Source organism: Nesterenkonia xinjiangensis, assembly GCF_013410745.1.
Taxonomy (GTDB): Bacteria; Actinomycetota; Actinomycetes; order Actinomycetales; family Micrococcaceae; genus Nesterenkonia; species Nesterenkonia xinjiangensis.
The window spans coordinates 376,181-399,207 of record NZ_JACCFY010000001.1; the positions used below are offsets into that span (position 1 = coordinate 376,181).

Genomic DNA, 23,027 nt, shown 5'->3' on the forward strand with positions numbered 1-23,027 from the left:
GGGCGCGAGACCCGAGCTCATCGCGCGTAGAGCGCCTCGACATCCTCGGCGAAGTCGGCGATGACCTTGTGGCGCTGCAGCTTCATCGACGGGGTCAGATGCCCGGACTCCTCGGTCAGCTCCACATCCAGGATGCGGACCCTGCGGATCGACTCAGCTCGAGAGACCGTGGCGTTGGCCTCGTCCACGGCGGTCTGCACGGCCGCCCGCACACGGTCGTCGGTGCAGGCCTGCTCCAGGCTCAGCTCCCCGGCGCCCTGCTCAGCGCACCAGGCCGGCAGCGCCTCGGCGTCCAGGGTGACCAAGGCGGAGACGAAGGGACGGTCATCACCGACGACGACGGCCTGGGCCACCAGCCGATGCGCGCGGACGGTCTCCTCCAGCGGCGCCGGGTGCACGTTCTTGCCGCCGGCGGTGACCAGCAGCTCCTTCTTCCGCCCGGTGATGGAGAGGAATCCGTCGGCGTCGAGGGCACCGAGGTCCCCGGTGCGGAAGAAGCCGTCGACGAAGGCCTCCGCTGTGGCGTCCTCGTGGTGGTCGTACCCGTCGAAGACCACCGGACCGGCCAGCAGCACCTCTCCGTCCTCGGCGATGCGCACCGTCGTACCCGGCACCGGCAGGCCCACTGACCCGATGCGCGTCGCCCCGGGGATGTTCAGCGTGATCGGAGCAGTGGTCTCGGTCAGTCCATAACCTTCCTTGACCGGCACCCCGATTCCGGTGAAGAAGTGGGCGATCTCAGGGTTCAACGGGGAGGCTCCGGAGATCATGTACTCCGCACTGCCGCCGAGCCGGGCGTGGAGCTTGGCGTAGACCAGCCGGGAGAACAGCGCACGACGGGCCTTCAGCCCCACCGAGGGGCCGGGGCCGCGGCCGGCGGCGGCATCGTCGAGGGCTCGTGAGTACTCCACAGCCGTGCGCCGGGCGGCCTCGAAGATCCGGCCCTTCCCGGCGGCCTCGGCTGCGGCCGCCGCCCCGTGGTAGACCTTCTCGAACACCCGCGGCACCCCCAGCAGCCAACGCGGCCGGAAGCTGGCGAGGTCCTGCGCCAGGGTGGCGGTGCTGGGGCTGTGCGCCACCTGGACCCCGCGGTGCAGGCAGATCAGCTGCACCGCCCGGGCCAGCACATGGGCCAGCGGCAGGAAGAGCAGCGTGCGAGAGGGGCCCTCGCCGACGATCTCACGGACGAAGGGCATCAGGTTCGCCGCACCCTCGGCCAGGTTGCGGTGGGTGATCCGCACCCCTTTGGGCCGGCCGGTGGTGCCGGAGGTGTAGACCAGCGTGGCGACGTCGTCGAGGCCCGCAGCGGTGCGGGCACGCTCGAGGGCGGCAGCCTCGACGCCGACGCCGTAGGCCGCGATCGCCTCAAGCTCCTGGTGCGTGCGCATGCCCCGCACAGGGACCTGTGCGGTCTCGTCGCCGACCTGCTCGACGGCGGTCCGGACGGTGGCGGCGATCTCGTCACCCCCGGTGAGCACCAGCACTGCGCCCGAGTCGGCGAGCAGGTCACCCACCTGACGCGAGGAGCTGGTCTCATAGATGGGCACCGAGACCCCTCCGACGAACCAGATGGCCTGGTCCACCACGGCCCAGGAGTAGCAGGTCGGTGACATCACGGCCACGCGCTGGCCTGGTTCGATCCCGAGGCCCAGCAGACCCTTGGCCACGGCGCGGACCTGCGCCACGAAGCTGCGGATCGAGACGTCCACCCAACCGCCTGAGCCGTTGGGGACCGCATAGACGGGACGCTCGGGCGAAGCCTCCTCCAGGGCCAGGACCCCGTCGGTGACGTTGGTGCTCGGATCCAGCTGGACGACCTGTTCGGTAGTGGCCTCGGTGAGGGGTTCGGTGGAAGTCACGGCAGTCACTATAGCCGCGCAGGAAGGCGTGGATGTGAGCTGGGCGACATTGTTACTTCCGAGTAGGGCCGCGTGTCCTCGAGTCCCTGTTCACACACCCTGCCGATCAGATCCAGGACGGCAGCCACATGCGCAGACGCCACTGCTCATAGGTGATCGTCTCCCCCGTCCACAGCGGCAGGAAGAAGATCGACACGGCCGTGGCCAGCAGCAGGAAGCACAGCACCACCACGGTGTTGCGCCGTCGGTTCGCCCGGATCGCCCGGGAAGAGAAGCGCGCAGGATCGGTGCCGGTCCGCAGCACCGCTGCGGCCACCGCCACCAGGGAGAGGATGAGGAACGGGTGGTAGGCGATGGTGTAGAAGAAGAACATCGTCCGGTCCGGGAACAGCAGCCAGACGGCGAAGCCGGCCGCATAGCCGGAGAGGATCGCGCCGTGCCGCCAGTCCCGGCGGCCCAGCCACAGCGCGCACACGAGCACCAGGGCTGCCAGCCCGGCCCACCAGATCACCGGATTCGCCAGGTCGAGGATGGCCTGTGAGCAGCGCGACGCGGCGCAGCCGGCCTCGCCCTGCTCGTAGGACTCGTAGTGGAAGGACACCGGCCGGCCCATGAACAGCCAGGTCCACGGCGTGGAGGCGTAGTCATGACCGGCGTCGAGGCCGGTGTGGAAGTCCGTGGCGCTGAGGTGGTACTGCCACAGCGAGCGCAGCGGGTCAGGCACCAGAGCGCCCAGCCCCTCAGCCGGGTGGCTCTCGTGCCACAGCCGCCCCCATCCGGTCTGCGAACGCAGCCATCCGCCCCAGGAGGCCAGATAGGTCAGCACCGCCACCGGCAGCACGGTGAGCACCGCGAGCCCTGCGTCGCGCAGCCCGGCCGCGCCCCAGCGCCGAGCCCCCGCGTCACGGCGGGACTGCAGATCCCAGAGGATCACCAGGACCCCGAAGACGGCGAGGAAGGCCAGCGCGGAGAGCTTCACCGCCACCGCCGCCCCCAGCAGCACCCCGGCGAGCAGCCGCCAGGGCCGCCAGGCCAGCCAAGCCTCGGGGCTGGAGTCGGCCAGCCGTCGTCGCCCCTGGTAGCGGTCCGCCAGCAGCGCGCCGAAGGCCGCCAGCACGAAGAGCATCAGGAAGATGTCCAGCAGTGCCACCCGGCTCATCACCAGATGGTGCCCCTCCGCGGCGGTGAGCACCCCGGCGACGCCGCCGAGCAGCACCGAGCGGAACATCCGTTGGGCGATCAACGCCACCAGCAGCACGGACAGCGTCCCGGCCACTGCCGCGGAGATCCGCCAGCCCGCGGCCGACTCCGGTCCGAGTGCCTGGATGCCCAGCGCGATGAGCCATTTGCCCAGCGGAGGGTGCACCACATAGGAGGGCTCATCTGTGGGCGCCGGGTCACCGGCCAGCCAGGCCGTGTCGGCGTCCTCGGGCCAGACCAGCTCATGACCGGCGATCAGCAGCGCGTAGGCGTCCTTGGCGTAGTAGGTCTCGTCGAAGATCAGCAGATGCGGGCGTCCCAGACCGGGCAGGCGCAGCCCGGCCGCCAGGAGCGTGGCCAGTGCGGGCACGATCCAGCCGAGCAGACCAGGACGGAACGGCTCGACGCCGAGCCGACGGCGCCGGAGGTCCCGATCGTCGGGACGCGCCCCGGTGAGGTGCGCGGCGGAGGTGCGTCGCCTGGTCAGAGTCCCGTCCACCCTGGGTATGCTACGTGACCGACCCATGTTCCCAGCAGAGAGTCGGCCACCATGGCGTCCCACGCCCCTTCCTCCCCCGAACCGACCTCATCCTCGACCCCGACGGCCCATTCCGGCGGGCTCTGGGACGCCCCGGTGGTGCTGGCTGCGACCCCCATCGGGAACCTCTCCGACGCCACTGGGCGACTCCGCGCCCTGCTGGAGACGGCCGAGATCATCGCCGCCGAGGACACCCGGCGCACGCGTCATCTGTGCCAGGCGTTGCGAGTGTCCGCGCCGGGCCGGATGGTGAGCCTGCATGAGCACAACGAGGCCTCGCGCTCGGAGGAGCTGGTGGCCGAGGCGGCCGACGGCGCCCGGGTCCTGGTGGTCTCCGACGCCGGCATGCCCGGGGTCTCAGACCCAGGCTTCCGGCTCGTGAGCGCCGCGATCGCCGCAGGGGTCTCCGTGACAGTCGCCCCGGGCGCCTCCGCGGTGACCACGGCGTTGGCCCTCTCCGGGCTGCCTACGGACCGGTTCACCTTCGCCGGTTTCCCCGCCCGCAAGGGCGCTGAGCGCCGGCGGCTGCTCCAGCGCCTGGCGGCCGAGGAATGGACGACGGTGCTCTTCGAGTCCCCGCATCGCACCGCCGCCACCGTGGCGGAGCTGGCCGAGGCTCTGGGGACGGGGCGTCCGGCGGCGGTCTGCCGCGAGCTGACCAAGAAGCATGAGGAGGTCCTCCGCGGGAGCCTGGGAGAGCTGGCCGAGCAGCTGGCCGACCGTGAGGTGCGCGGGGAGGTGGTCCTCGTGGTCGGCGGCGCCGAAGACACCGCGGAGGAGGCCAGCGCCGAGGAGCTGGCCGCTGAGGTGCTCCGCCGGGTGGAGGCGGGCGTGAAGCTCAAGGTCGCCGCCAAGGAGGTCGCCGCCGACCGCGGGATCAGCGCCCGGGAGCTCTACGACGCCGCATTGGCAGCTCGGAAGAACTGAGTCTCAGCACAGCGCCGGTGACGCTGCCCAAGGGACACTGCCCCCGTGACGCTGCCCCCGTGACGGCGTGCTGCCATGTTCAGAGGTGGTTCCAGGCATCGCGGATGATGTCCTCCAGGCTGTGCCGCGGCTGCCAGCCGAGCACCTCCCGGGCCTTCTGCCCGGACGCCACCAGGGTGGCCGGGTCACCGGCGCGCCGGGGGTGCTCCTCCACGGGCACGCTGCGGCCGGTCACCCGTTCGACGGCGTCGATCACCTCGCGCACGCTGGAGCCCACCCCGGTGCCCAGGTTGAAGATCTCGTGGGTGCCGGGTGCCACCCACTCCATGGCCTGCAGGTGTGCGGCGGCCAGGTCCAGGATGTGGATGTAGTCGCGGACCGCAGTGCCGTCGGGGGTCGGATAGTCGGTGCCGAAGAGCTTCGCGGTGTCGCCGTGGCCCGCGGCGGCCTTGAGCAGGTTCGGGATCAGATGGGTTTCGGGGTCGTGCCGTTCGGAGAGCCCGTCGCTGGCCCCGCCCACGTTGAAGTACCGCAGGCTGACCGCGGCCAGCCCGTGGGCCTTCGCCTCGGCACTGAGCATGTGGTCGATGGCGAGCTTGGAGGCCCCATAGGGGTTGATCGGCGCGGCCGGGTGGTCCTCGGCGATGGTCTCGGTGAGCGGGCTGCCGTACACCGCGGCGGTGGAGGAGAACACCATGCGCCGCACCCCGGCGGCGCGCATCGCGTCGATCAGCCCCAGCGAGGCGACGACATTGCCGTGCCAGTAGCGCTCGGGGTGCTCCACCGACTCCCCCACCAGCGACTTCGCCGCGAGGTGGATGACGGCGTCGACGCTGGGGTCCAGCACCTCTGCGGCGTCCTCCAGTCCACCCGGGTGCCAGATGGCCCCAGGCAGCACTGAGTCGGCATGTCCCTTGGAGAGGTCATCGAGCACGATCACCTCGTGTCCGGCGCGCAACAGCTGTTGGGCCACCACACTGCCGATGTAGCCGGCGCCGCCGGTCACCAGAACCTTCATCCGTGCTCTCCTCGGGGTCGTCGTCAGCGGCCCACAGCTAGGGGCTGCGCTCTGTTCCATCACAGGAATTCGTCGTCTGCCCCATCACAGTCTCTGGAAGGACTCTACACAAGAATCTCTGGAACCAACAGAAGTCGACATTTTCCCACAATCCTTGCCATGGTCACTCGGTGAGCCCACAGTGCCACGACAGCCTGGGCCCGACGGGCGGGGCTGACTCGCAAGACATGGCCCGGCATCCGTCTCATGAACTCCTCATGTGCTTCTCATCGTTCTCTCATGAACAAGCCCGAGTCTGGACAGCGATGACGATACTCGCACCGACGTCCCGATTGGACCTGCTGAGAGGGCACCCATGAGCATCACGATCGCCATGTACTCCCATGATTCCGTGGGCTTGGGCCATGCCCGCCGCAACCGTGCGATCGCCCACGCCCTGGCAGCCGACCTGCCGCGGCTCACCGGTGAGACGGTGGGCGGGCTGCTCATCGCCGGGCATCCCGACGCCGCCCGGGACTCCCTGCCGGCAGGCTGGGATTGGCTGGTGCTGCCGGGGTTCACCCACACCACCGCCGGGTACGCGGCCCGGAGGATGAGCCTGCCGGCCGAGCAGATGTCTGCGCTGCGCGGCGCCACGGTGGCCGCCGCGGTCGACGCCGTCTCCCCCGACCTGTTCATCGCCGATCGCCACCCCTTTGGCGTGGGAGGGGAGCTCACCGAGGCGCTGGATCTGCTGCGCGGCAGGCCTGACTGCCGCACCGTGCTCGGACTGCGCGACGTCCTCGACGCCCCTGAGGCGGCAGGACGTGAATGGGACGCCGTCGGCGGCGCCGAGCGGGTCGCCGAGGCCTACGACCAGATGTGGATCTACGGCGATGCCGCTGTCTACGATCCGCGCCGCACCGGGGAGATACCGGCCGCCCTGGCGGCGAAAGGGCGCACCACCGGCTACCTCGCCCATGGCAGGCCCGATGACGACGGCGCTCCAGCCGCCCGGCCCTATGTGCTCACCATGGTCGGCGGCGGCTCCGACGGGGCACACATCGCCCTGGCGTCCGCGCTATCCGAGCCTCCGGCGGGACACCGGCACCTCATCGTGACCGGGCCGCAGATGCCCACCGAGGACGTCGCGCGGATCCGCGAGGCCGTGGACCGCCGCCAGGAGTCCAGCCCCGGCCGGGGCGGGGAGCCGCGGGTGCAGGTGCTGCGCAGCGCGGGCAACGTGCCGGCACTGGTCCGCGACGCAACCGCCGTCGTCTCGATGGCCGGATACAACTCGGTGGCCGAGGTCATGGCCACCACGACGCCGGCTCTGCTGGTCCCCCGTCACACCCGCCGCGCGGAGCAGCCACGACGCACCGCGGCCCTGGCCGCCATCGGAGCCCTCGACTCCCTGCCCGCTGTGGAACTGAGTCCGCAGGCGCTGACCCGCTGGCTCGCCGGCGCCGTGAACCGCCGCACCCCGCGCGACCAGGTGGACCTCGACGGGCTCACCCGCGTAGGGGGCTTCGCGGCCGAGCTGATCGGCGCAGCCCGCACCACCCCGACGGAGGTACCCGCCCATGCCTGAATCGACCACGCCCGTCGTCGGCTACGTGCTGAAGATGTATCCGCGCTTCTCCGAGACCTTCGTGGTCTCGGAGATCCTGGCCCGCGAGGCCCAGGGCGAGCAGATCGTGATCTTCTCCCTGCGTCCCACCACGGACAGCCGCTTCCATCCGGAGCTGGCCCGAGTGCAGGCCCCGGTGATCCACGTGCCGCGCCCCAGCTCGGCCACCCGCCTGTGGGACGCTCTCAGCTCCGGGCCGGCGTCGGGCGTGGCCGCAGCCTGGGAGGAGCTGCGCCGGCACAGCCATGACGACGCCGCCCAGGCGGTCGCCGTCGCCCGGCTGGCCCGCGAGCACGGGGTCACGCACCTCCACGCCCATTTCGCCTCGGTGGCGACCACGGTGGCACGGCTGGCCGGGCGCATCGCCGGGCTGCCCTACTCCTTCACCGCGCACGCCAAGGACATCTTCCACCAGGACGTGGACCCTACGGACCTGGAGGCCAAGCTCGCCGACGCCCACCACGCGATCACCATCAGCGAGTACAACCTGGCCGACCTCCGCCGTCGGTTCCCTCAAGCCACCGGCACTCTGCATCTGGTGCGCAACGGCCTGGAGCTGGAACGCTTCCCCTTCACCCCCGACAGGCCCCAAGCCACCGACGTCCCGCCGCGTCTGCTCGCGGTGGGGCGCCTGGTGGAGAAGAAGGGCTTCCGTCTGCTGATCGAAGCAGTGGACGTGCTGCGCTCCCGTGACCTCGACGTCAGCGCAGACATCGCCGGCGACGGACCGCTTGCCGAGGAGCTGGCCGCGGAGATCACGCTCCGCGGGCTGGACGACCGCATCCGCCTGCTGGGCCCGCTCACCCAGGCGGAGCTCTCGAAGCGTCTCGGAACCGACGACGTCTTCGTCGCCCCCTTCGTGGTCGGCACCGACGGCAATGCCGATGGGCTGCCCACCGTGCTGCTGGAGGCGATGGCCCGCGGCATCCGCTGCGTGGCCGCCGACGTCACCGCCGTCGGCGAGGTGGTCGTCCCGGGCGAGACCGGGTGGCTGGTGCCCAGTGACGATGCCCCCGCCCTGGCCGATGCGATCCAGGAGGCCGTGGCTGAGGCATCCGCGGAGGGCCAGATGGTCCGTCGGGCCCGCGCTCTGGTGGAGGAGCTCTTCGCCTCCCGCCGTCAGGCCGCCGCCCTGCGCGCCCTGGTGCCCGTGGAGCGCCCCTCCGTGTCCGCCGGAGGTGCCCGATGAGGATCGCCTATCTGCTCGCTGACCCGGGCATCGGCGTCTTCGGCACTAAGGGAGCCTGCGTGCACGTCCAGGAGATGGTCCGCGCCCTGCGGTCCCACAACCACGAGGTGACCGTCTATTGCACCAAGCGTGGGGACCGCCCAGGCCGGCCGGAGACCGAATCCGTCCCAGACGACCTGGCGGACCTGCCGGTGGTGGTCATCCCGGTGCCCGGGGCCAGGGACGCCGCGGCACGGGAAGCCGCCGTGGCGCAGGCCGCCGAGCAGATGGCCCGCCTGGCCGCCGCCGACGGCGCCGAAGCCGCCTATGAGCGCTACTCGCTGTTCTCCGAGGCCGGAGCCCGGCTGGTCGAGCTGACCGGCGTCCCGCTGGCGGTGGAGGTCAATGCCCCGCTGATCGAGGAGCAGCGTGACCATCGCACCCTCCACGACGAGACGACGGCCTGGAGCGCCACCCGCCGCACCTTCGCCGCCGCCGACGTCGTCTCCTGCGTCTCCGAGCCGGTGGCCCGCTGGGTGGCGCGGGTGGAGCCCTCCGCGCAGGTCGCCGTCATCCCCAACGGCGTCAACACCGAGCGGATCCGCCCGCAGGCCGAGGACCAGGCAGGTCAGGCCACGAGACCGTTCACCATCGGTTTCGTCGGCACCCTGAAACCCTGGCACGGCACCGAGATGCTGCTGCGCGCCGTGGCGACGGCCAGCGGCCGCGAACCGGGCGGCTGGCGGCTGGAGATCTGCGGGTACGGACCGGAGCTGGCCCGGCTGCGCGCCCTGGCCGAGGAGCTCGGGCTCGAGGGCACCGTGCACTTCCTGGGAGCCGTGCCCCCGGCGCGGATCCCGCGGATCCTCGAGGGCTTCGACGTCGCTGTGGCCCCGTATCCGCGGCCCGCCTCCGGCGAGCACTATTTCTCCCCGCTGAAGGTCTACGAGTACCTCGCCGCCCAGGTCGCCGTGGTGGCCTCCGCCGTCGGGGACCTGCCCGAGGTGCTCGGCCACGGCTCCTGCGGCCTGCTCGTCAGCCCCGGCGACGTCGACGCGCTGGCCAACGCATTGGACCAGCTCGCCCGCCACCCCGAGCTGCGGGCCCGGCTGGCCGCCGCCGGCCGCGCCGCCGTCGTGGCCGAGCACAGCTGGCACCGCCGCTGCGCACAGCTGCTCACGATGCTCGGACACCGCCCCCAGGCGGTGATCCCCGGATGAGCGCCGCCTCTGCCTCCGCCCGCCGCCAGCACCGCCGGGCCGTCTCCCGCACACTGCGGATGCTGGTCCCACATCTGGGAGAGCACAAGCTGCTCATCGCACTGGGGCTGCTCGCCCTGGCCGGCGACGTCGCGTTCCGCATCCTGGAGCCCTGGCCGGTGAAGTTCGCCGTCGACGCCGTCACGGAGGCCCTCGGTGCCCGTCTGGCGGAGACCACCGGGATCGCCGGCGACGTCTCCACCACAGTGGTGCTGTGGGCGCTGCTGCTGGCCGGCATCGTGGGGGGACGGGCGGTGTGCAACTACATCTCCACGATCGCCTTCGCCAAGACCGGGGTGAAGGTGGTGACCCGCCTGCGCACGAGGGTCTTCGACCACGTCCAGTCGCTGTCCCTGCGCTACCACTCCACTGCCTCGGTGGGAGACACCTCCCAGCGTCTGGTGGGAGACATGGGGCGGCTGCAGGAGGTCGCCGTCACGGCCGGACTGCCCCTGGTGGGCAATGTGATGACCCTGCTGGCGCTCTTCGTGGTGGTCATCATCATGAACCCGACCCTCTCCCTGGTGGTGCTGGTGACCGCCGGCCTGTACTTCCTCATCTCCCGAGTCTCCTCGCCGAAGATCTCCTCAGCCTCCCGGGACACCCGCAAGGGCGAGGGCCGGTTGGTCGGCGACGCCGCTGAGGCGCTGGCCGCCATCCGGGTGGTGCAGGCCTACGGACTGGAGGACACCGTGGCCGCGGGGTTCGCCGCAGGCAACGCCCAGGCGCTCAAGGCCGGGATCAGAGCCCGGAAGCTCGCCGCCCGCCTGGAACGCTCCACCGATGTGCTCGTCGGAGTCTCCACCGCAGTGGTGCTCGGCTTCGGCGGCTGGCAGGTGCTGCGCGGGGTGATGACCCCCGGTGACATGGTGCTGTTCCTGATGTACCTGAAGATCGCGATGAAGCCGCTGCGAGACATGGCCAAGTACACCGGACGCATCGCGCGGGCGGCCGCCTCCGGCGAGCGCATCGCGGATCTCATGGACGAGCCGGTGGAGATCACGGATCCGGACCCTGCCCTGCCCATGGGCCGAGTCAGCGGCGACGTCGCGTTCTACCGGGTGAGCGCCCGCGACGGCCATGGTCGGGAGCTGTTCCGGGACCTGAGCCTGCATCTTCCCGCCGGGCAGCGGGTCGGGCTGCTGGGCCCCTCCGGGTCGGGGAAGTCCACGCTGGCCGGTTACCTGCTGCGCCTGGCCGACCCTGACGAGGGAGCGGTGCTGGTGGACGGTTGCGACACCCGCCGCGTCCGCCGAGAGGACCTGCGCCGCAACATGGCCATCCTGCTGCAGGAGTCGGTGCTCTTCGCGACCACGGTGCGCGAGAACATCCGCTACGGGCGGCTCGAGGCCACCGACGACGAGGTCGAGCAGGCCGCGCGGCGGTCGGGGGCCCACGATTTCGTCACCGCGCTGCCCCAGGGCTACGAGACGGTGCTCGGAGCCCGCGGCGACACCCTCTCCGGCGGGCAGCGGCAGCGTATCGCCATCGCCCGGGCACTGGTCCGCGACGCCCCGATCGTGATCCTCGACGAGGCCACCACCGGCCTGGATCCCGCCTCTCGAGATCTCGTGGAGTCCTCCCTTCAGGAGCTGACCCGGGGGCGGACCACAGTCGCCATCACGCATGATCTCAGCACTCTCCAAGGTGTGGACCGCATACTCTGGCTTCAGGATGGTCGCATCGTCGAGGACGGCTCCCCGGAGGAGCTGCTCGCTCACGAGGGCAGCCGAGTCGCTCGCTGGGCCGCGGCCCAGCGGGAGTCCTCCGCCCAAGAGGAAGCCGGGCGGACTCCGGCAGAGGCCATCCACGGAACGGCGGAGACCCCCGCGGTGCAGCAGCAGCCGGAGGGGACCGCCCAGGACGAGAGGGCCAACGCGTGACCGCTTCACGAGCCGCATCCCAGGACCTGCCCCGGGGCGCACAGCAGATCGGCGAGGCCTCATCCGCCTCGATCGACGAGCTGGAGACCCCCATGGAGTCCCCGGAGATCCCCGCCGGCGCCGCCGATCCGGACGAACAGCTCGCGCAGGCCTCCCACCTGACGATTCCGGTGCCGCCGGTGAAGGTCCGCGCCCCGCGGGCCGCGGACGCCGACGCCGCCGTCGCCGCCCTCACGCACCTGCAGCATGCTGAGGGCCTGTTCGACGACGACGCCCTCTCCTCCTGGTTGGGCTTCCCCGTGCACGGACGCCATGTCCGGATCAAGCCCGAGCGCAGCGTGCTCATGGCCTGGGAGCGCACCGACGGGGACCGATCCGCACCGGACGGCGCCGACGGACCCGCCCAGCACGGCTGGACGGAGGTGTCCCTGGACACCGACAAGTACGCCAAGACCCTCGCCCGCGCCGAACGGGTGGGGCGGCAGCTGACCATCCACCGGGAGGACCCGGTGTACCTCGTCTCGGGGTCGATGTGGTCGGACCGGATGCTGGGCCGCGAGCTGGCCGAGGCCCAGGACGCGCTCGGCCCCGAGGTTCCCTGGCAGGTGCTGCGCTACAACCCAGGGCGCCGGGTGGTCGCCGGCGTGCAGCTCGAGGGCGCACAGCATGTGGTGCGGGTGAGCGCCGGCGAGGTTGCTCCCCAGCTGGCGGCGGCCGACCGGTGGCGTCGGCTGGGGGTCCCCATGGAGCCGATGCAGCCCCTCGGTGAACGCGGGACCGCGGTCATCTCCCCGCGGTGGGGTCTGGGTGATCTCCTGCAGCACCCCGTGGGAGCCGCCGCCGAGACTGCCGGAATCGTCTTCGGTGAGCTCCACACCCGCTCCTCGGAGCTCGAGGTGCAGCCCGACAGCGTGCTGATCCCGGAGGTCGCCGAGGCCGTGCATGCCATCGGGCTGGTGGCCCCGTGGCTGGGGCAGCGGGCGGACATGTTGGCAGAGATGCTCTCCCCGCAGCTGGAGGACCTCGGCGAGACCGACGAGCTGGTGGAGCTCCATGGCGACCTCTCCCCCGACCAGGTGCTGGTCTCCGACCTCGACGGCTCGCGAGTGCGGATCATCGATCTGGACCGAGCCGGCCGGGGGCCGGCGATGCGTGATGTCGGCTCCTGGGTCGCCTCCTGCCGGGCGGCCGACCATGTGGAGCTGGCCGACGCGTTCCTGCACGGTTATCGCGAGGTGGCGCCGATCGATGAGGATTCGCAGGCCGCCTGGGAGGCGTATGCGCATCTGCGCGCCGCCTTGGACTCCTTCCGCCGTCGGGAGGCGAACTGGCCCCAGCAGGCCTCCCGGCGCATGTCGATGGCCGAGCGGGCGCTGCAGAGATGACCCGGACGGGCACCTCGGGTTCTGTCGTGCTGCCGCCGGAGCATGCCGAGGTCGAGGGCGGAATCGTCACCATCACCCGGGTATGGCCGGAGAAGGCCTCGACGAGCCGTGGGGCTCACGGCTCGTCGAGGCTGGCCGTCGAGGCGGTGGATGCTCAGGGTCGCCTGCGCGCCGGCTGGTTCCAGGGCGCCGGGGACGGGCGTCTCGACCTCTTCCCCGCCGGAACGGATCCTCGGCTCCCACAGCTGGAGCAGCTGAGCGGGAGCGGGGTCGTGGTGTCGCATCGTCCGCACCGCCGCGCCGTGGTGCGCACTGAGCTCGCTCCGGAGAACGCCGGTGCTGCGGGCTCCCGATTCATCAAGCTGGTCCGCCCAGGACGCGCCCAGGGGATTCTCGACGGCGTGGCGCGGGCGGCGGCCTTCGACGGCCCGTTCCGCACTCCGGAGGTGCTGGGCCATGATGAGGCCTCGGTGACCTTCTCCGCCCTGGCCGGCTCGAGCCTGCACGAGGTCAGCGACGACGGCGCCCCCCTGGACTGGGCGCGGGCCTGGGATGAGGTGCTGGCTGCCTGGGGTGAGGCGGTGCGCCGGCCTGTGGACGGGCAGGACCTGCCGGTGCATGACGCGGCGGGGGAGGTAGCGGTGCTGCACCGGTGGACCGAACTGGCCATGCCGGTGCTGCGGGCCCGGGGCCCGGAGCCGGAGCTGTTCGTGGAGGCGGTGGCCGCGGCCGCTGAGGCCCTGGCCGGACTGCCGGTGGGGAGCCCCCGCCCGGCGCACCGGGACCTGCATGACAAGCAGGTGCTGTGGTCCGCCGAACTGGGGCCGGGGCTGCTCGACGTCGACACCGCCTGCCTGGCGGATCCTGCCCTGGACCTGGGCAATCTGCGCGCGCACGCCACCTGGCGGCAGCGTCAGGGCGTGTGGAGCACCGCGCAGGCCGAGACCGTGCGCGGATGTGTGGACGCCACGGCCGAGAAGCTCTCCGGCGCGTCGGGTGCCTCCGTGGCGGAGGCGGTGGCCGTCTACGAGCAAGCGAGCCTGCTGCGTCTGCTGTGCGTCTACGCCTTCCGTCCTCAGTACACGGGGCTGGTCGACCAGCTGCGGGGCGAGCTGCGACCGGGGCGGGCGTGATCGACGACGACTACTACCCTGGACCCATGGGAGAGATCGGGGCGGCCAAACGTCAGGTCCGAGGGCGGGTCCGCGACGCCCGACGCGCCCTGGGCGCCGAGGCTCGACGACGTCTCGGCGACGCCCTGGCTCGGGTCCTGGAGGAGCACGTGCCGGCCGGATCCCGTGTGGCGGCCTATCTGCCGATGCCGGAGGAGCCGGACGTGCGCCCATTCCTGGCACACCACCTGGCTCGCGGCGGGGAGGTGGCCCTGCCCCGAGTGGCGGAGACGGCGGAGCCGCAGCTGGAATGGGTGGACTGGACCCTGGAGGCGCCGACTCGCCGTCACCCGGTGCTGCCGCTGGACGAGCCGGAGGGCCCGGGCCGGGAGATCGAGCGGCTGCTTGACCAGGGGCCGCTGCTGATGCTGCTGCCCGCCCTGGCGGTGGACACCCGGGGGCACCGGCTGGGCCAGGGCGGCGGGTACTACGACCGGCTCTTCGCCCGACTGGACGCGGCAGGACGACTCACCGACGTCGCCGCCTGGGCGGTGGTGGGCCCCGGTGAGGTGCTCCCGCCGGGCACGTTCCCGGTGGAGGCTCATGACCTGCAGGTGGAAGCCGTGGTGACTCCCGAGCGGCTGCGTCGGCTTGTCCTCTGAGCGCTGAACGGCATCCGCTGTGATGCCGCGTGCGGAGCCGTGCCGCTGAGCGGTATAGAATCAGTGGTCGGCAGATGTCTCCGTGGCGGCCTGTGCAGCATGGGTCCGCCGCCTGTCCCCAGACCGAGGAATCCGATGCCCACCTATTCGTACGCCTGCAAGGACTGCACCCACTCCTTCGACATCGTCCAGTCGTTCAGTGACGACTCGCTGACCCTGTGCCCGGAGTGCTCCGGCACTCTGCGCAAGAAGTTCGGCAGCGTCGGCGTCAGCTTCAAGGGCTCAGGGTTCTACCGGACCGACTCCCGCAGCGCGGCCAGCTCCTCGGCCAGCTCCAGCTCCGACTCGTCGACATCCACCTCGGACTCGTCGAGCTCCGCCAGCAAGACTCCGGCGGCGGCCACCGCGGCCGACTGAGTCACCACCTCCTCTCACCCCACCAGGCTCAGGTGAAGGTGCCCCTCGTGGGCGGCCTGCGCGATGTCCTGAGCCGTGGACGGGCTGACGCCGATGACCACCACCTGTCCGCCGTCACCGGGTTGGGGGAACCAGTCGTCCCCCTCCCCCGAGGGCGTCCACAGCACCGGCGCCGCACGCGCCACGGTCCTTGAGGAGGTGCCCTCCTCCAGCGACTCTGCCGAGAGGATCACATCCACCTCCTGGCCTGGGGTGAGCATCCCCACGAGAGCCGTGTCCGCCGGACGGACCGGCACCGCCACATCCCCCTCGGGCTGACCCGCCAGCAAGCCCGGCCCGACGAGCAGCGAGGTCAGCACCACCGCGCCACTGGGCAGCGGCACCGCCGCCTGCCGCCCCGCAACCTCCTCGGCGGTGGCGGGTTCCCCACCCGGGACCGCCTCGGCGTCCACACTGACCTCTTCCAACATGCCGACGGCCAGCTCCTCCCCCGCGGGCACGTCCTGGGTGACGCGCACGGCGGTGACGGTCTCTCCCTGGGACTCGACGCCGGCGAGCAGCCCCGCCGCGACCGCGCTGAGACCGCACAGCAGCGCCAGCGGGATCCGCAGACGACGCACCCAGAGGCCCAGCCCTGTGCCGCGCAGACGCCGGGCCACGCGCGGCCGACGCCGCCGCAGCGGCTGAGCCGAGCGCCCACGGGACGACGTGCCGGAACGAGATCTGCGGCGGCGGGTCCGTCGGGATCCTGCGGCTGGAGCCTGCGGGTACGCCCTATGCCGCGCGGCAGGCGTGGACGCACCCCCATCGGAGGAGCCCGCGCGGGGTCGCACGGCAGGGGGCGCGGGGAATCGGCGGGGTTCGGCGGTGAGGGTCATGCCCTCCACTGTGCGAGCACCAGCCGGTCCCGACCATCCCGCCGGGCATGGCTGGGGAGCGTTCGGCGTGTCGGCCCCTGTGCCCACCCCGCTGTGGAGGAAGAGCCGCTCAGCCCCAGTGCGGAGGCCGCTGGTCCAGGATCCAGCGATCGCGAGGGCTCAGTGCAGGCGCGTTCGCCGATGTGCTCTCCGGCTTCTTCGTCCCCGCGGTCTCCTCGGAATTCGTCTCACCGCGGGTCCTGTCCTCCGAGGGCTCTTCTTCCGAGACTTTTCGATCAGCGGCCGCGCCGCCCTCGGGCCCCTGGTCAGCGGCCTTCGGGGAGGTCTCCTCGCGTGCCTCGCCGGCCTCCAGCGAGGCCGAGCGGAACACCTGCGACTCGACCTCCTCCGGCTGCCCGGAGGTCGCCGGGGCGACCACACGACGCCGTCCGCGCCGGCCCCGGGGCTTCTCTGTGCTCACCGCACCCACTTGCCGCGCTCCCGCGGCGAGGCCCAGGTGGTCGCTCGGCGGTGCGAGTCCTCGTCCTCGGCGTCGGCGGCACCGCCGAAGCGGACCCGGGAGCCGGCGCCGTCGCGCGGCAGCCGCTCCGCGAGCGCCCCGGTGGTGTTCAGCGCGATGCGTCCATGCTCGGCGAACTCCGGCCCTTCAGCCAGGCCCACCTTCTCGGCCACCACCTCGGTGCAACGGATCGGATCCGAGAAGACCTCGATGGTCCACAGCACCAGGTAGTTCCAGCCCAACGCCTCGAAGTCGGCAGGTCGCTGCCTGGACCGCTCGCGCACGCTCATCTCCGCGTAGCTGTCCGTGCCGTCGGAGACCATCGCCAGCGGAGTCACCGGAGACTGCGGGCTGATCTTGCGCGGGCAGGCCGCCAGGTCCAGCGTGCCGCGGAAGCCGTCCTCCACCCGTCCGCCGCGTGCACGGATCCGATCCACCAGGTCCAGCACCAGCGGGTCGGTCAGCGAGCCTGAGGCGGTCGGGTTGTCCGTCCCCTCCAGCCCGAGGGTGATCAGTCGGTGCATCAGGGCCGCACCACGCTCCAGACCGGCGGGATCCAGGTCCCCCGGCGCCAAGGAGGTCACCACGGTCAGCTCACCGCGGGCGCGCGTGGTGGCCACCGCGAAGAGCTCCTCCCCCCGAGCTTCGGAGAGGTCCCCGAAGTGATGCACGGGCTCGCCCTTGATGCTGCGGCCGTAGCCCAGCGAGAAGATGACCCGGTCCCGCACCAGGTGATGGGCGCGCTCCACCGGGGCGACGACGAAGCCCTCGCCCTCCTCCGTCTCGAAGAACGGGCGCGCCCACGTGTGGTTGGCCAGGTTCACCCGGATCGCGTCGGCCACCCGGCGGGCGTGCCACTCCGAGCCGGTGATCACCGCCAGGGAGCTGTCCTTGCGGGTGCGCACGTGGTCGAAGACCATGTCCACCACCCGGTTGACCTCCACGGTCGGAGACTCCACCGAGTCCCGCGCCCCGGGCCGGCCCAGCGCATCACCGAGGTGCTCGACCACCAGACGGCGGCCCTGCCCGGTCAGCTGTGCGGCGTCCGGGATGCGCAGCAGCTCGCCGTCGTAGAGCGCCTCGGAGAGCAGCCCGGTGAGCTCCTGGTCCACCCCGCGGTGCACTCGGCGGAGCTGATGCTGAGGCAGCACCTCGACCAGCTCCGAGAAGATCGACGCCGGCACCTGCTGCTCGGCCTCCCGGGCCACCGGGTCCGCCGAGACGTGGAAGGGCTTCGGGGTCCCCGAGACCGGGTCTCCGAAGGCGATGACCTGGTCCGCCCGGGAGATCGCCCCCAGGGCGGCCGGCACAGAGAGGGTCTCGGCATCGAGCAGGATGACGGCGTCGAAGCGGGCCTCCGCCGGGAACTGCTCGGAGAGTCCCAGCGGCGAGGTCGTCCACACCGGCACCAGCGGTTGGATCAGGGCGTCGTCGACGGCTCCCAGTCCGGCCACGGTCGGTTCGGCGTCGCGCAGCAGCGTCTTCAGCCGCGTGGCGGCCTCGGCGTGGGACTCGACCGCGGACTTCCAACGCACCGCGAGGGCATGGGTCAGCCGTTGGGCGCCGGTCTCGACGTGCGCGGCGTCGGCCTCACGGAACTCGGATTCGATGGTGCGCAGATTCTCCCCGGTGGTCATCGCCAGGTAGTCGTCCCCGGAGATCATCGCCTCCAGCGCGGACTGCCACCAGGCCAGCTCCATCTCGTCGGCGACCTGCGCCGCGGGGACCTCCCGCTCGGCGAAGTCCTCCATCAGCTCCCGGAAGCCCTGCTCGCGCAGCTGCTCGGTGACGAGGGTGCGCTCGGGCAGGGTCTCCAGGGGCTTCTCATCCTCGGCGAGGGTCTCCACCGTGGCGATCATCGTCTCGGCCGGCATGTCCAGCAGGTCGTGGTCCGTGGCGTCGTCGGGGTCCACCGGGCGCAGCACGCCCACCAGCTTCTCCAGCCGGGTCTGCACATGCCCGATGGTGTCGGCCAGCCGGTCCAGGCTCTTGGGCACCTTCGGCAGGGACTCCTCCACCGCCTGCCGGGCCCATTCCTCCCGCTCGGCCTGGACGTCGATCAACGAGGAGTGCAGGTCGTTGATGGACACACCGGAACGCACGTACTCCTTGGCCACGCGGCGCAGCCGGGAGCGGACCATGGAGGTCATCTCCACCCCGTGCTGCCGGCGCCACCAGCCGGGAGCGGTGGCGGCGATCAGGTCGTCCACCGGCTTGGCGTAGACGTCGTGGCTGAACCGTCCCAGGGACTCCTGGACACGCTGGAAGAGCAGCACCTGGGCGTGCCAGGCGGAGAAGCTCTCCCCCAGCTTCACCCCCGTCACCGCCGTGGCGACCTCCATCTGGGCCTTCAGCTTCGGCAGCTCCTCACGGAGGTCCTGCACCAGGGCCATGGCGTCCTCGGTCTCCTGCCGGTTCCGCAGCCGAGCGTTGTACCAGGGGCTGCTGCGGGTCTCGGAGGCGAAGGCCCCCAGCTCCGCGGCACGGCGAAGCTTCACCGTGACCTGGCTGCGGTCCACGGTGTTGTCCAGCACTGACCGTTTCAGACGCACAGGGGTCGACGGCGCTGGGCTCAGCGAGGTCAGCGCAGCCAGAGCCTGCATCGCCTGATAGGGCGAGCAGGACCAGCGGGTGCGCAGGTTGTGCAGCGACTTCACGTGGTCAAGCAGCTGGTGCCGGCGATCGACCAGGCGCTGGTGCAGCGCGCCCAGTCGCGGCGGCTCGGCCCGCTCGGCCCGCTTGATCGCGCGGACCATCTGCTCGCGAAGATCCTGGCCCCCGGCGGAGGCGGGCACGTGCAGCGCCAAGGTGCCCAGGCGGACGTCCTTCATGCGGAGGCGGAACTCCTCCAGGGTGGAGGCGCGTTCGGCGACCACGAGTGTGCGTTTCCCCGTCCAGGCCAGCGCCGCGGCCGCGTTGATCGCCGTCTGCGTCTGACCGGTGCCCGGAGGCGCGGAGACCACCACGGAGGCGCCCGCCTCGATGGCGTCCAGGGCCTTCTGCTGGTCCGGGTCGGCGTCGGCGACCAGCTTCTCCTCCCGCGGGTCGCGGGCATCCAGCGGCACCGCCTCCACGGCGGGAGCGTCGAGGCGATCCGAGGTGGCCAGGGCGCGCAGCACCGGGTGTTCACGGTCCAGCGCCTCAGGGTTCCCCAGGTCTGCCAGGTCCGCGAACGTGGAGATGTAGGTCTGCCGCCACACCTGCAGCGCGTCGACCGATTCGGAGACGAGCCGGCTAAGCAGGTCCGCGGTGCGCACTGGGTCGAAGCGCGCTGTGGCGTAGCCGGTGGCGTGGAACTCCTCGGCGTCGAGGGTGATCCCGTGCCTGCCGAGCATGTGCCGAGCCAGGGCGGGGTTCAGCCTGGCCGGAGCGGTGAACTGAACCTCGTAGTCATCGTGCTCCGCACGTGGCCGCAGGGCGACCGGCACGAGCATCACCGGAGCGGTGAACTGCTCCGCCCCAGCATCGGTGGTCTCGGTCCAGGAGGCGACACCGGCCGCCAGGAAGCCGACGTCGATGCCCCGTTCCGTGGACATCTCCCGCACCTTGGCCCGGATGCGGCGCGCCGCCTCCTGCCCCGCGGCGAAGGCCCCGGACTCGTTGAGCAGGGTGGAGAGCCGTGTCTTGCGGCCGGCCAGCAGCTGCATGAGCCCTGAGGAGTTCGACTCGGTGAGGTCGATGGCGTTGTGCTGCGAGGGAGTGAAACGCAGCATCGTGTCGTTCTCCGTGCCGGAGTGCAGCGCCTCCACCCAGGCGGTCACCGGATCATCGGTCACCGAGGTGCGGATCTCCGCCAGCTCGCTCTGGGTGAACTCAGAGGTGTCCGCGGGCTGGAAGTCATCGGCCTGCGACTCGGCCTCGGCCGCCGCTTCGATCTCTGCGTCGGACAGCGGGATACGCTCCTCAGACGTGGATTCGTCTCTGCTCACTTCTGACCTTCCGGCAGGATCACCTTCACGTGGACGACGATGCTAGATCATTCCCATTCGATGGTCCCCGGGGGCTTCGAGGTGACGTCGAGGGTTACCCGGTTGATCTCCTCCACCTCATTGGTGATGCGGTTGGAGATGCGCGCCAGCAGATCGAAGGGCAGCCGCGACCAGTCAGCGGTCATGGCATCCTCTGAGCTGACCGGACGCAGCACCACCGGGTGACCATAGGTGCGGCCGTCTCCCTGCACGCCCACGGAGCGGACGTCGGCGAGCAGCACCACCGGCATCTGCCAGACCTCACCGTCCAGGCCGGCCGCCGTCAGCTCCTCGCGGGCGATCGCGTCGGCACGGCGCAGGATCTCCAGACGCTCCGCCGTGACCGCTCCGATGATGCGGATGCCCAGCCCGGGCCCCGGGAACGGCTGGCGCTGGACGATCTCGGCGGGCAAGCCCAGTTCGGCGCCGACGGCACGCACCTCGTCCTTGAAGAGGCTGCGCAGCGGCTCGACGAGCTTGAACTCCATGTCCTCGGGCAGTCCGCCCACATTGTGGTGGGACTTGATGTTGGCCGCGCCCTCACCTCCGCCGGACTCGACGACGTCGGGGTAGAGGGTCCCCTGGACGAGGAACTCCACCCGGGCGCCGTCGGCGGCGGCCTCCTGCAGCACCGCGGCCTCGGCGGCCTCAAAGGCGCGGATGAACTCCCGGCCGATGATCTTGCGCTTCTGCTCGGGATCGGTCACTCCGGCCAGCGCGCTCAGGAAGCGGTCTCGCTCGTCAGCGACGTGCAGCCTGGCACCGGTGGCGGCGACGAAGTCGCGCTCCACCTGCTCGGCCTCACCCTGCCGCAGCAGCCCGTGGTCGATGAACACGCAGGTCAGCTGCTCCCCCACAGCCTTCTGGACAAGGGCCGCGGCCACTGCGGAGTCCACACCGCCGGAGAGGCCGCAGATGACGCGAGCCTCGCCGACCTGCTCACGGATCGCGGAGACCTGCTCTTCGACGATGTTGCCGGTGGTCCACTCCGGGGTGAGACCGGCGCCGTCGTAGAGGAAGTTCTCCAGCACACGCTGGCCCTGGGGAGAGTGCTTGACCTCGGGGTGCCACTGGACGCCGTATAGACGGCGAGCCTCGTCGGCGAAGGCGGCGACAGGGGCGCCGTCGGAGGCGGCCAGCACCTCGAAGCCCTCGGGCGCGGCCTGTACGGAGTCCGAATGGGACATCCAGGTGGTCTGTACCGCTTCGGTGCCGTCCAACAGCGAGTGCGGCGCGTTGGTGGCGCGGACCTCCGTCTTGCCGTACTCGCGGTCCCCGGTGCGGGCGACCTCCCCGCCCAGGGCGTGGGCCATGGCCTGGAAGCCGTAGCAGATGCCCAGCACAGGAACCCCGGCTTCGAAGAGCTCGGCCTGCACCGACGGGGCGCCCTCGGCATAGACGCTGGAGGGGCCGCCGGAGAGGATCACCGCGGAGGGGCGACGATCCAGGATCTCCTGGGCCGAGAGCGTATGCGGGACGACCTCGGAGTAGACGCGTGCCTCACGGACACGACGGGCGATCAGCTGGGCATACTGGGCGCCGTAGTCGACCACCAGCACGGTCTGCGCGCTGTGTGTCGGACGTTCGGCGGCGGGGGCGGGGCTCTCAGATGTCACCCGGCCATCCTACCGGTGCGGCACACCCCTCGCCGAGCCGCCGTCCCGCCCCTGCTCGGCAATCACTGCTTGACGGAGCCGAGCATGATCCCGCGCACGAAATACTTCTGCAGAAACGGATACAGACAGATAATCGGCAACGTGGTCAACAACATCGTCACCGCCCGCACATTGGAAGCGATCTGAGTGGCCTCCGCAGCCTCACCACCCATCTGCTCAGTACCAGTAGCCCCAGCCAACAGATTCCGCAGATACACCGTCACCGGATACAGCTCCCGCCGATCCAGATACAAAAACGCCTGAAACCACGCATTCCAGAAACTGACCGCATAGAAGAGCACCATCGTGGCGATCACCGCCTTCGACAACGGGATCACGATCCGCCACAACACCCCATAGGTGCTCAGCCCATCGATCTGCGCAGCCTCCTCCAACTCCGTGGAGAAGTTCTCGAAGAAGGCCTTCATCACCAACAGGTTGAAGATGCTGATCGCATTGGGCAACACGATCGCCCACATCGTGTTCGTCATCCCCAACGCATTGATCAGCACGTAGTTCGGGATCAGCCCACCATTGAAGAACATGGTGAACACCGCGACCCCGATGAAGAACCCCCGGCCCTTCAGATGCCGCTTCGAGAGCGCATAGGCAAAGCTGGTGGTCAGCACCATCGCGATCGCCGTAGCCACCACCGTATAGATGACCGTGTTCGCATAATTGCGCCAGAACATCGAATCCGACATCACCACATCGAAAGTAGTGATGTTGAACCCGCGCGGGATGATGCTGACCTGCCCAGAGTTGATGTACCCCTCGGAGGAGAAGGCCTGAGCGATGATGTTCAGGAACGGATACAGCGTCGCCGCGCAGATCAGGATGATCGCCAACCCATTGACCACCCGGAAGGCGGTATAGGACCTCGTGTCCTGGATGGCAGTGGAACGGGTGCCCCGCTTCGAGACGAGGACCTGCTCCTCAGGGTTCTGCTGGCCGGGATCCGGGACCGGACCAGCCGGAGGCCGGGCCCCG

At 70.9% G+C, this 23,027-nt stretch carries 17 protein-coding genes; 9 read left to right on the plus strand and 8 right to left on the minus strand.

Going from position 1 to position 23,027, the window contains the following annotated elements; all coding sequences use genetic code 11:
- Positions 1-17: 17 nt before the first annotated feature.
- A complete protein-coding gene (locus HNR09_RS01820) occupies positions 18-1,859 on the minus strand; it encodes an AMP-binding protein (protein ID WP_179540493.1) in 1,842 nt (613 codons plus the stop codon).
- Between the two features lie 106 nt (positions 1,860-1,965).
- On the minus strand, positions 1,966-3,558 hold the full coding sequence (locus tag HNR09_RS01825; RefSeq protein WP_343047410.1) for a dolichyl-phosphate-mannose--protein mannosyltransferase: 1,593 nt from the start codon (positions 3,556-3,558) through the stop codon (positions 1,966-1,968).
- A gap of 51 nt (positions 3,559-3,609) precedes the next feature.
- Here HNR09_RS01825 and rsmI point away from each other — a divergent pair, with 51 nt between their 5' ends.
- A complete protein-coding gene (rsmI, locus tag HNR09_RS01830; RefSeq protein WP_179540495.1) occupies positions 3,610-4,524 on the plus strand; it encodes a 16S rRNA (cytidine(1402)-2'-O)-methyltransferase in 915 nt (304 codons plus the stop codon).
- Between the two features lie 79 nt (positions 4,525-4,603).
- On the opposite strand, the gene galE is transcribed toward rsmI, so the two are convergent.
- A complete protein-coding gene (gene galE / locus HNR09_RS01835) occupies positions 4,604-5,542 on the minus strand; it encodes a UDP-glucose 4-epimerase GalE (protein ID WP_179540496.1) in 939 nt (312 codons plus the stop codon).
- Positions 5,543-5,897: 355 nt separating this feature from the next.
- Between galE and HNR09_RS01840 the strand changes: the two genes are divergently transcribed.
- The 8 genes from HNR09_RS01840 to HNR09_RS01875 all read left to right on the plus strand — a co-directional run bounded on the left by HNR09_RS01840 (position 5,898) and on the right by HNR09_RS01875 (position 15,037).
- Positions 5,898-7,112: a glycosyltransferase family protein gene (locus HNR09_RS01840; RefSeq protein ID WP_179540497.1), complete on the plus strand. Its 1,215-nt coding sequence runs from the start codon at positions 5,898-5,900 to the stop codon at positions 7,110-7,112.
- Positions 7,105-8,340: a glycosyltransferase family 4 protein gene (locus HNR09_RS01845; RefSeq protein WP_179540498.1), complete on the plus strand. Its 1,236-nt coding sequence runs from the start codon at positions 7,105-7,107 to the stop codon at positions 8,338-8,340. The genes HNR09_RS01840 and HNR09_RS01845 overlap by 8 nt, the downstream gene beginning before the upstream one ends.
- Positions 8,337-9,539: a glycosyltransferase family 4 protein gene (locus HNR09_RS01850; protein WP_179540499.1), complete on the plus strand. Its 1,203-nt coding sequence runs from the start codon at positions 8,337-8,339 to the stop codon at positions 9,537-9,539. Before HNR09_RS01845 ends, HNR09_RS01850 begins: the two co-directional genes overlap by 4 nt.
- Positions 9,536-11,461: an ABC transporter ATP-binding protein gene (locus tag HNR09_RS01855; protein ID WP_179540500.1), complete on the plus strand. Its 1,926-nt coding sequence runs from the start codon at positions 9,536-9,538 to the stop codon at positions 11,459-11,461. Before HNR09_RS01850 ends, HNR09_RS01855 begins: the two co-directional genes overlap by 4 nt.
- Positions 11,458-12,846 carry a phosphotransferase gene (locus HNR09_RS16430; RefSeq protein WP_179540501.1) on the plus strand — a complete coding sequence of 463 codons (1,389 nt, stop codon included), beginning with the start codon at positions 11,458-11,460 and terminating at the stop codon, positions 12,844-12,846. The genes HNR09_RS01855 and HNR09_RS16430 overlap by 4 nt, the downstream gene beginning before the upstream one ends.
- Complete coding sequence (locus HNR09_RS01865; RefSeq protein ID WP_179540502.1) at positions 12,843-13,979, plus strand: hypothetical protein; 1,137 nt, start codon at positions 12,843-12,845, stop codon at positions 13,977-13,979. The genes HNR09_RS16430 and HNR09_RS01865 overlap by 4 nt, the downstream gene beginning before the upstream one ends.
- Positions 13,980-14,005: 26 nt before the next feature.
- Positions 14,006-14,620 (plus strand): 5-formyltetrahydrofolate cyclo-ligase, encoded by a 615-nt coding sequence (locus HNR09_RS01870; RefSeq protein WP_179540503.1) that lies wholly within the window; start codon positions 14,006-14,008, stop codon positions 14,618-14,620.
- Positions 14,621-14,755: 135 nt separating this feature from the next.
- Positions 14,756-15,037, plus strand: coding sequence for an FmdB family zinc ribbon protein (locus HNR09_RS01875; protein WP_179540504.1), 282 nt, complete (start codon positions 14,756-14,758; stop codon positions 15,035-15,037).
- A gap of 14 nt (positions 15,038-15,051) precedes the next feature.
- Here the strand turns inward: HNR09_RS01875 and cpaB are convergent, their stop codons facing one another.
- The 5 genes from cpaB to HNR09_RS01900 all read right to left on the minus strand — a co-directional run bounded on the left by cpaB (position 15,052) and on the right by HNR09_RS01900 (position 22,930).
- The gene (gene cpaB / locus HNR09_RS16315) at positions 15,052-15,696 is read right to left on the minus strand and encodes an RcpC/CpaB family pilus assembly protein (RefSeq protein ID WP_179540505.1); all 645 of its coding nucleotides are present in this window, start codon (positions 15,694-15,696) and stop codon (positions 15,052-15,054) included.
- A 328-nt stretch (positions 15,697-16,024) separates the two neighbouring features.
- Positions 16,025-16,375: a hypothetical protein gene (locus tag HNR09_RS01885; protein ID WP_179540506.1), complete on the minus strand. Its 351-nt coding sequence runs from the start codon at positions 16,373-16,375 to the stop codon at positions 16,025-16,027.
- Positions 16,372-20,343 (minus strand): DUF4011 domain-containing protein, encoded by a 3,972-nt coding sequence (locus HNR09_RS01890; protein ID WP_179540507.1) that lies wholly within the window; start codon positions 20,341-20,343, stop codon positions 16,372-16,374. Before HNR09_RS01890 ends, HNR09_RS01885 begins: the two co-directional genes overlap by 4 nt.
- A gap of 47 nt (positions 20,344-20,390) precedes the next feature.
- Positions 20,391-21,941 (minus strand): glutamine-hydrolyzing GMP synthase, encoded by a 1,551-nt coding sequence (gene guaA, locus HNR09_RS01895; protein ID WP_179542956.1) that lies wholly within the window; start codon positions 21,939-21,941, stop codon positions 20,391-20,393.
- 119 nt (positions 21,942-22,060) lie between these two features.
- Positions 22,061-22,930, minus strand: a complete 870-nt coding sequence (locus tag HNR09_RS01900) for an ABC transporter permease subunit (protein WP_179542957.1) — start codon at positions 22,928-22,930, stop codon at positions 22,061-22,063.
- Between the last annotated feature and the right edge of the window lie 97 nt (positions 22,931-23,027).

Excerpts from the sequence above, each read along its gene's own strand:
- HNR09_RS01870 (WP_179540503.1), top strand. The coding sequence starts at position 14,006 with ATGGGAGAGATCGGGGCGGCCAAACGTCAGGTCCGAGGGCGGGTCCGC.
- HNR09_RS01855 (WP_179540500.1), top strand. The coding sequence starts at position 9,536 with ATGAGCGCCGCCTCTGCCTCCGCCCGCCGCCAGCACCGCCGGGCCGTC.
- HNR09_RS01850 (WP_179540499.1), top strand. The coding sequence starts at position 8,337 with ATGAGGATCGCCTATCTGCTCGCTGACCCGGGCATCGGCGTCTTCGGC.
- galE (WP_179540496.1), bottom strand. The coding sequence starts at position 5,542 with ATGAAGGTTCTGGTGACCGGCGGCGCCGGCTACATCGGCAGTGTGGTG.
- HNR09_RS01845 (WP_179540498.1), top strand. The coding sequence starts at position 7,105 with ATGCCTGAATCGACCACGCCCGTCGTCGGCTACGTGCTGAAGATGTAT.
- HNR09_RS01875 (WP_179540504.1), top strand. The coding sequence starts at position 14,756 with ATGCCCACCTATTCGTACGCCTGCAAGGACTGCACCCACTCCTTCGAC.
- HNR09_RS01840 (WP_179540497.1), top strand. The coding sequence starts at position 5,898 with ATGAGCATCACGATCGCCATGTACTCCCATGATTCCGTGGGCTTGGGC.
- rsmI (WP_179540495.1), top strand. The coding sequence starts at position 3,610 with ATGGCGTCCCACGCCCCTTCCTCCCCCGAACCGACCTCATCCTCGACC.
- HNR09_RS01865 (WP_179540502.1), top strand. The coding sequence starts at position 12,843 with ATGACCCGGACGGGCACCTCGGGTTCTGTCGTGCTGCCGCCGGAGCAT.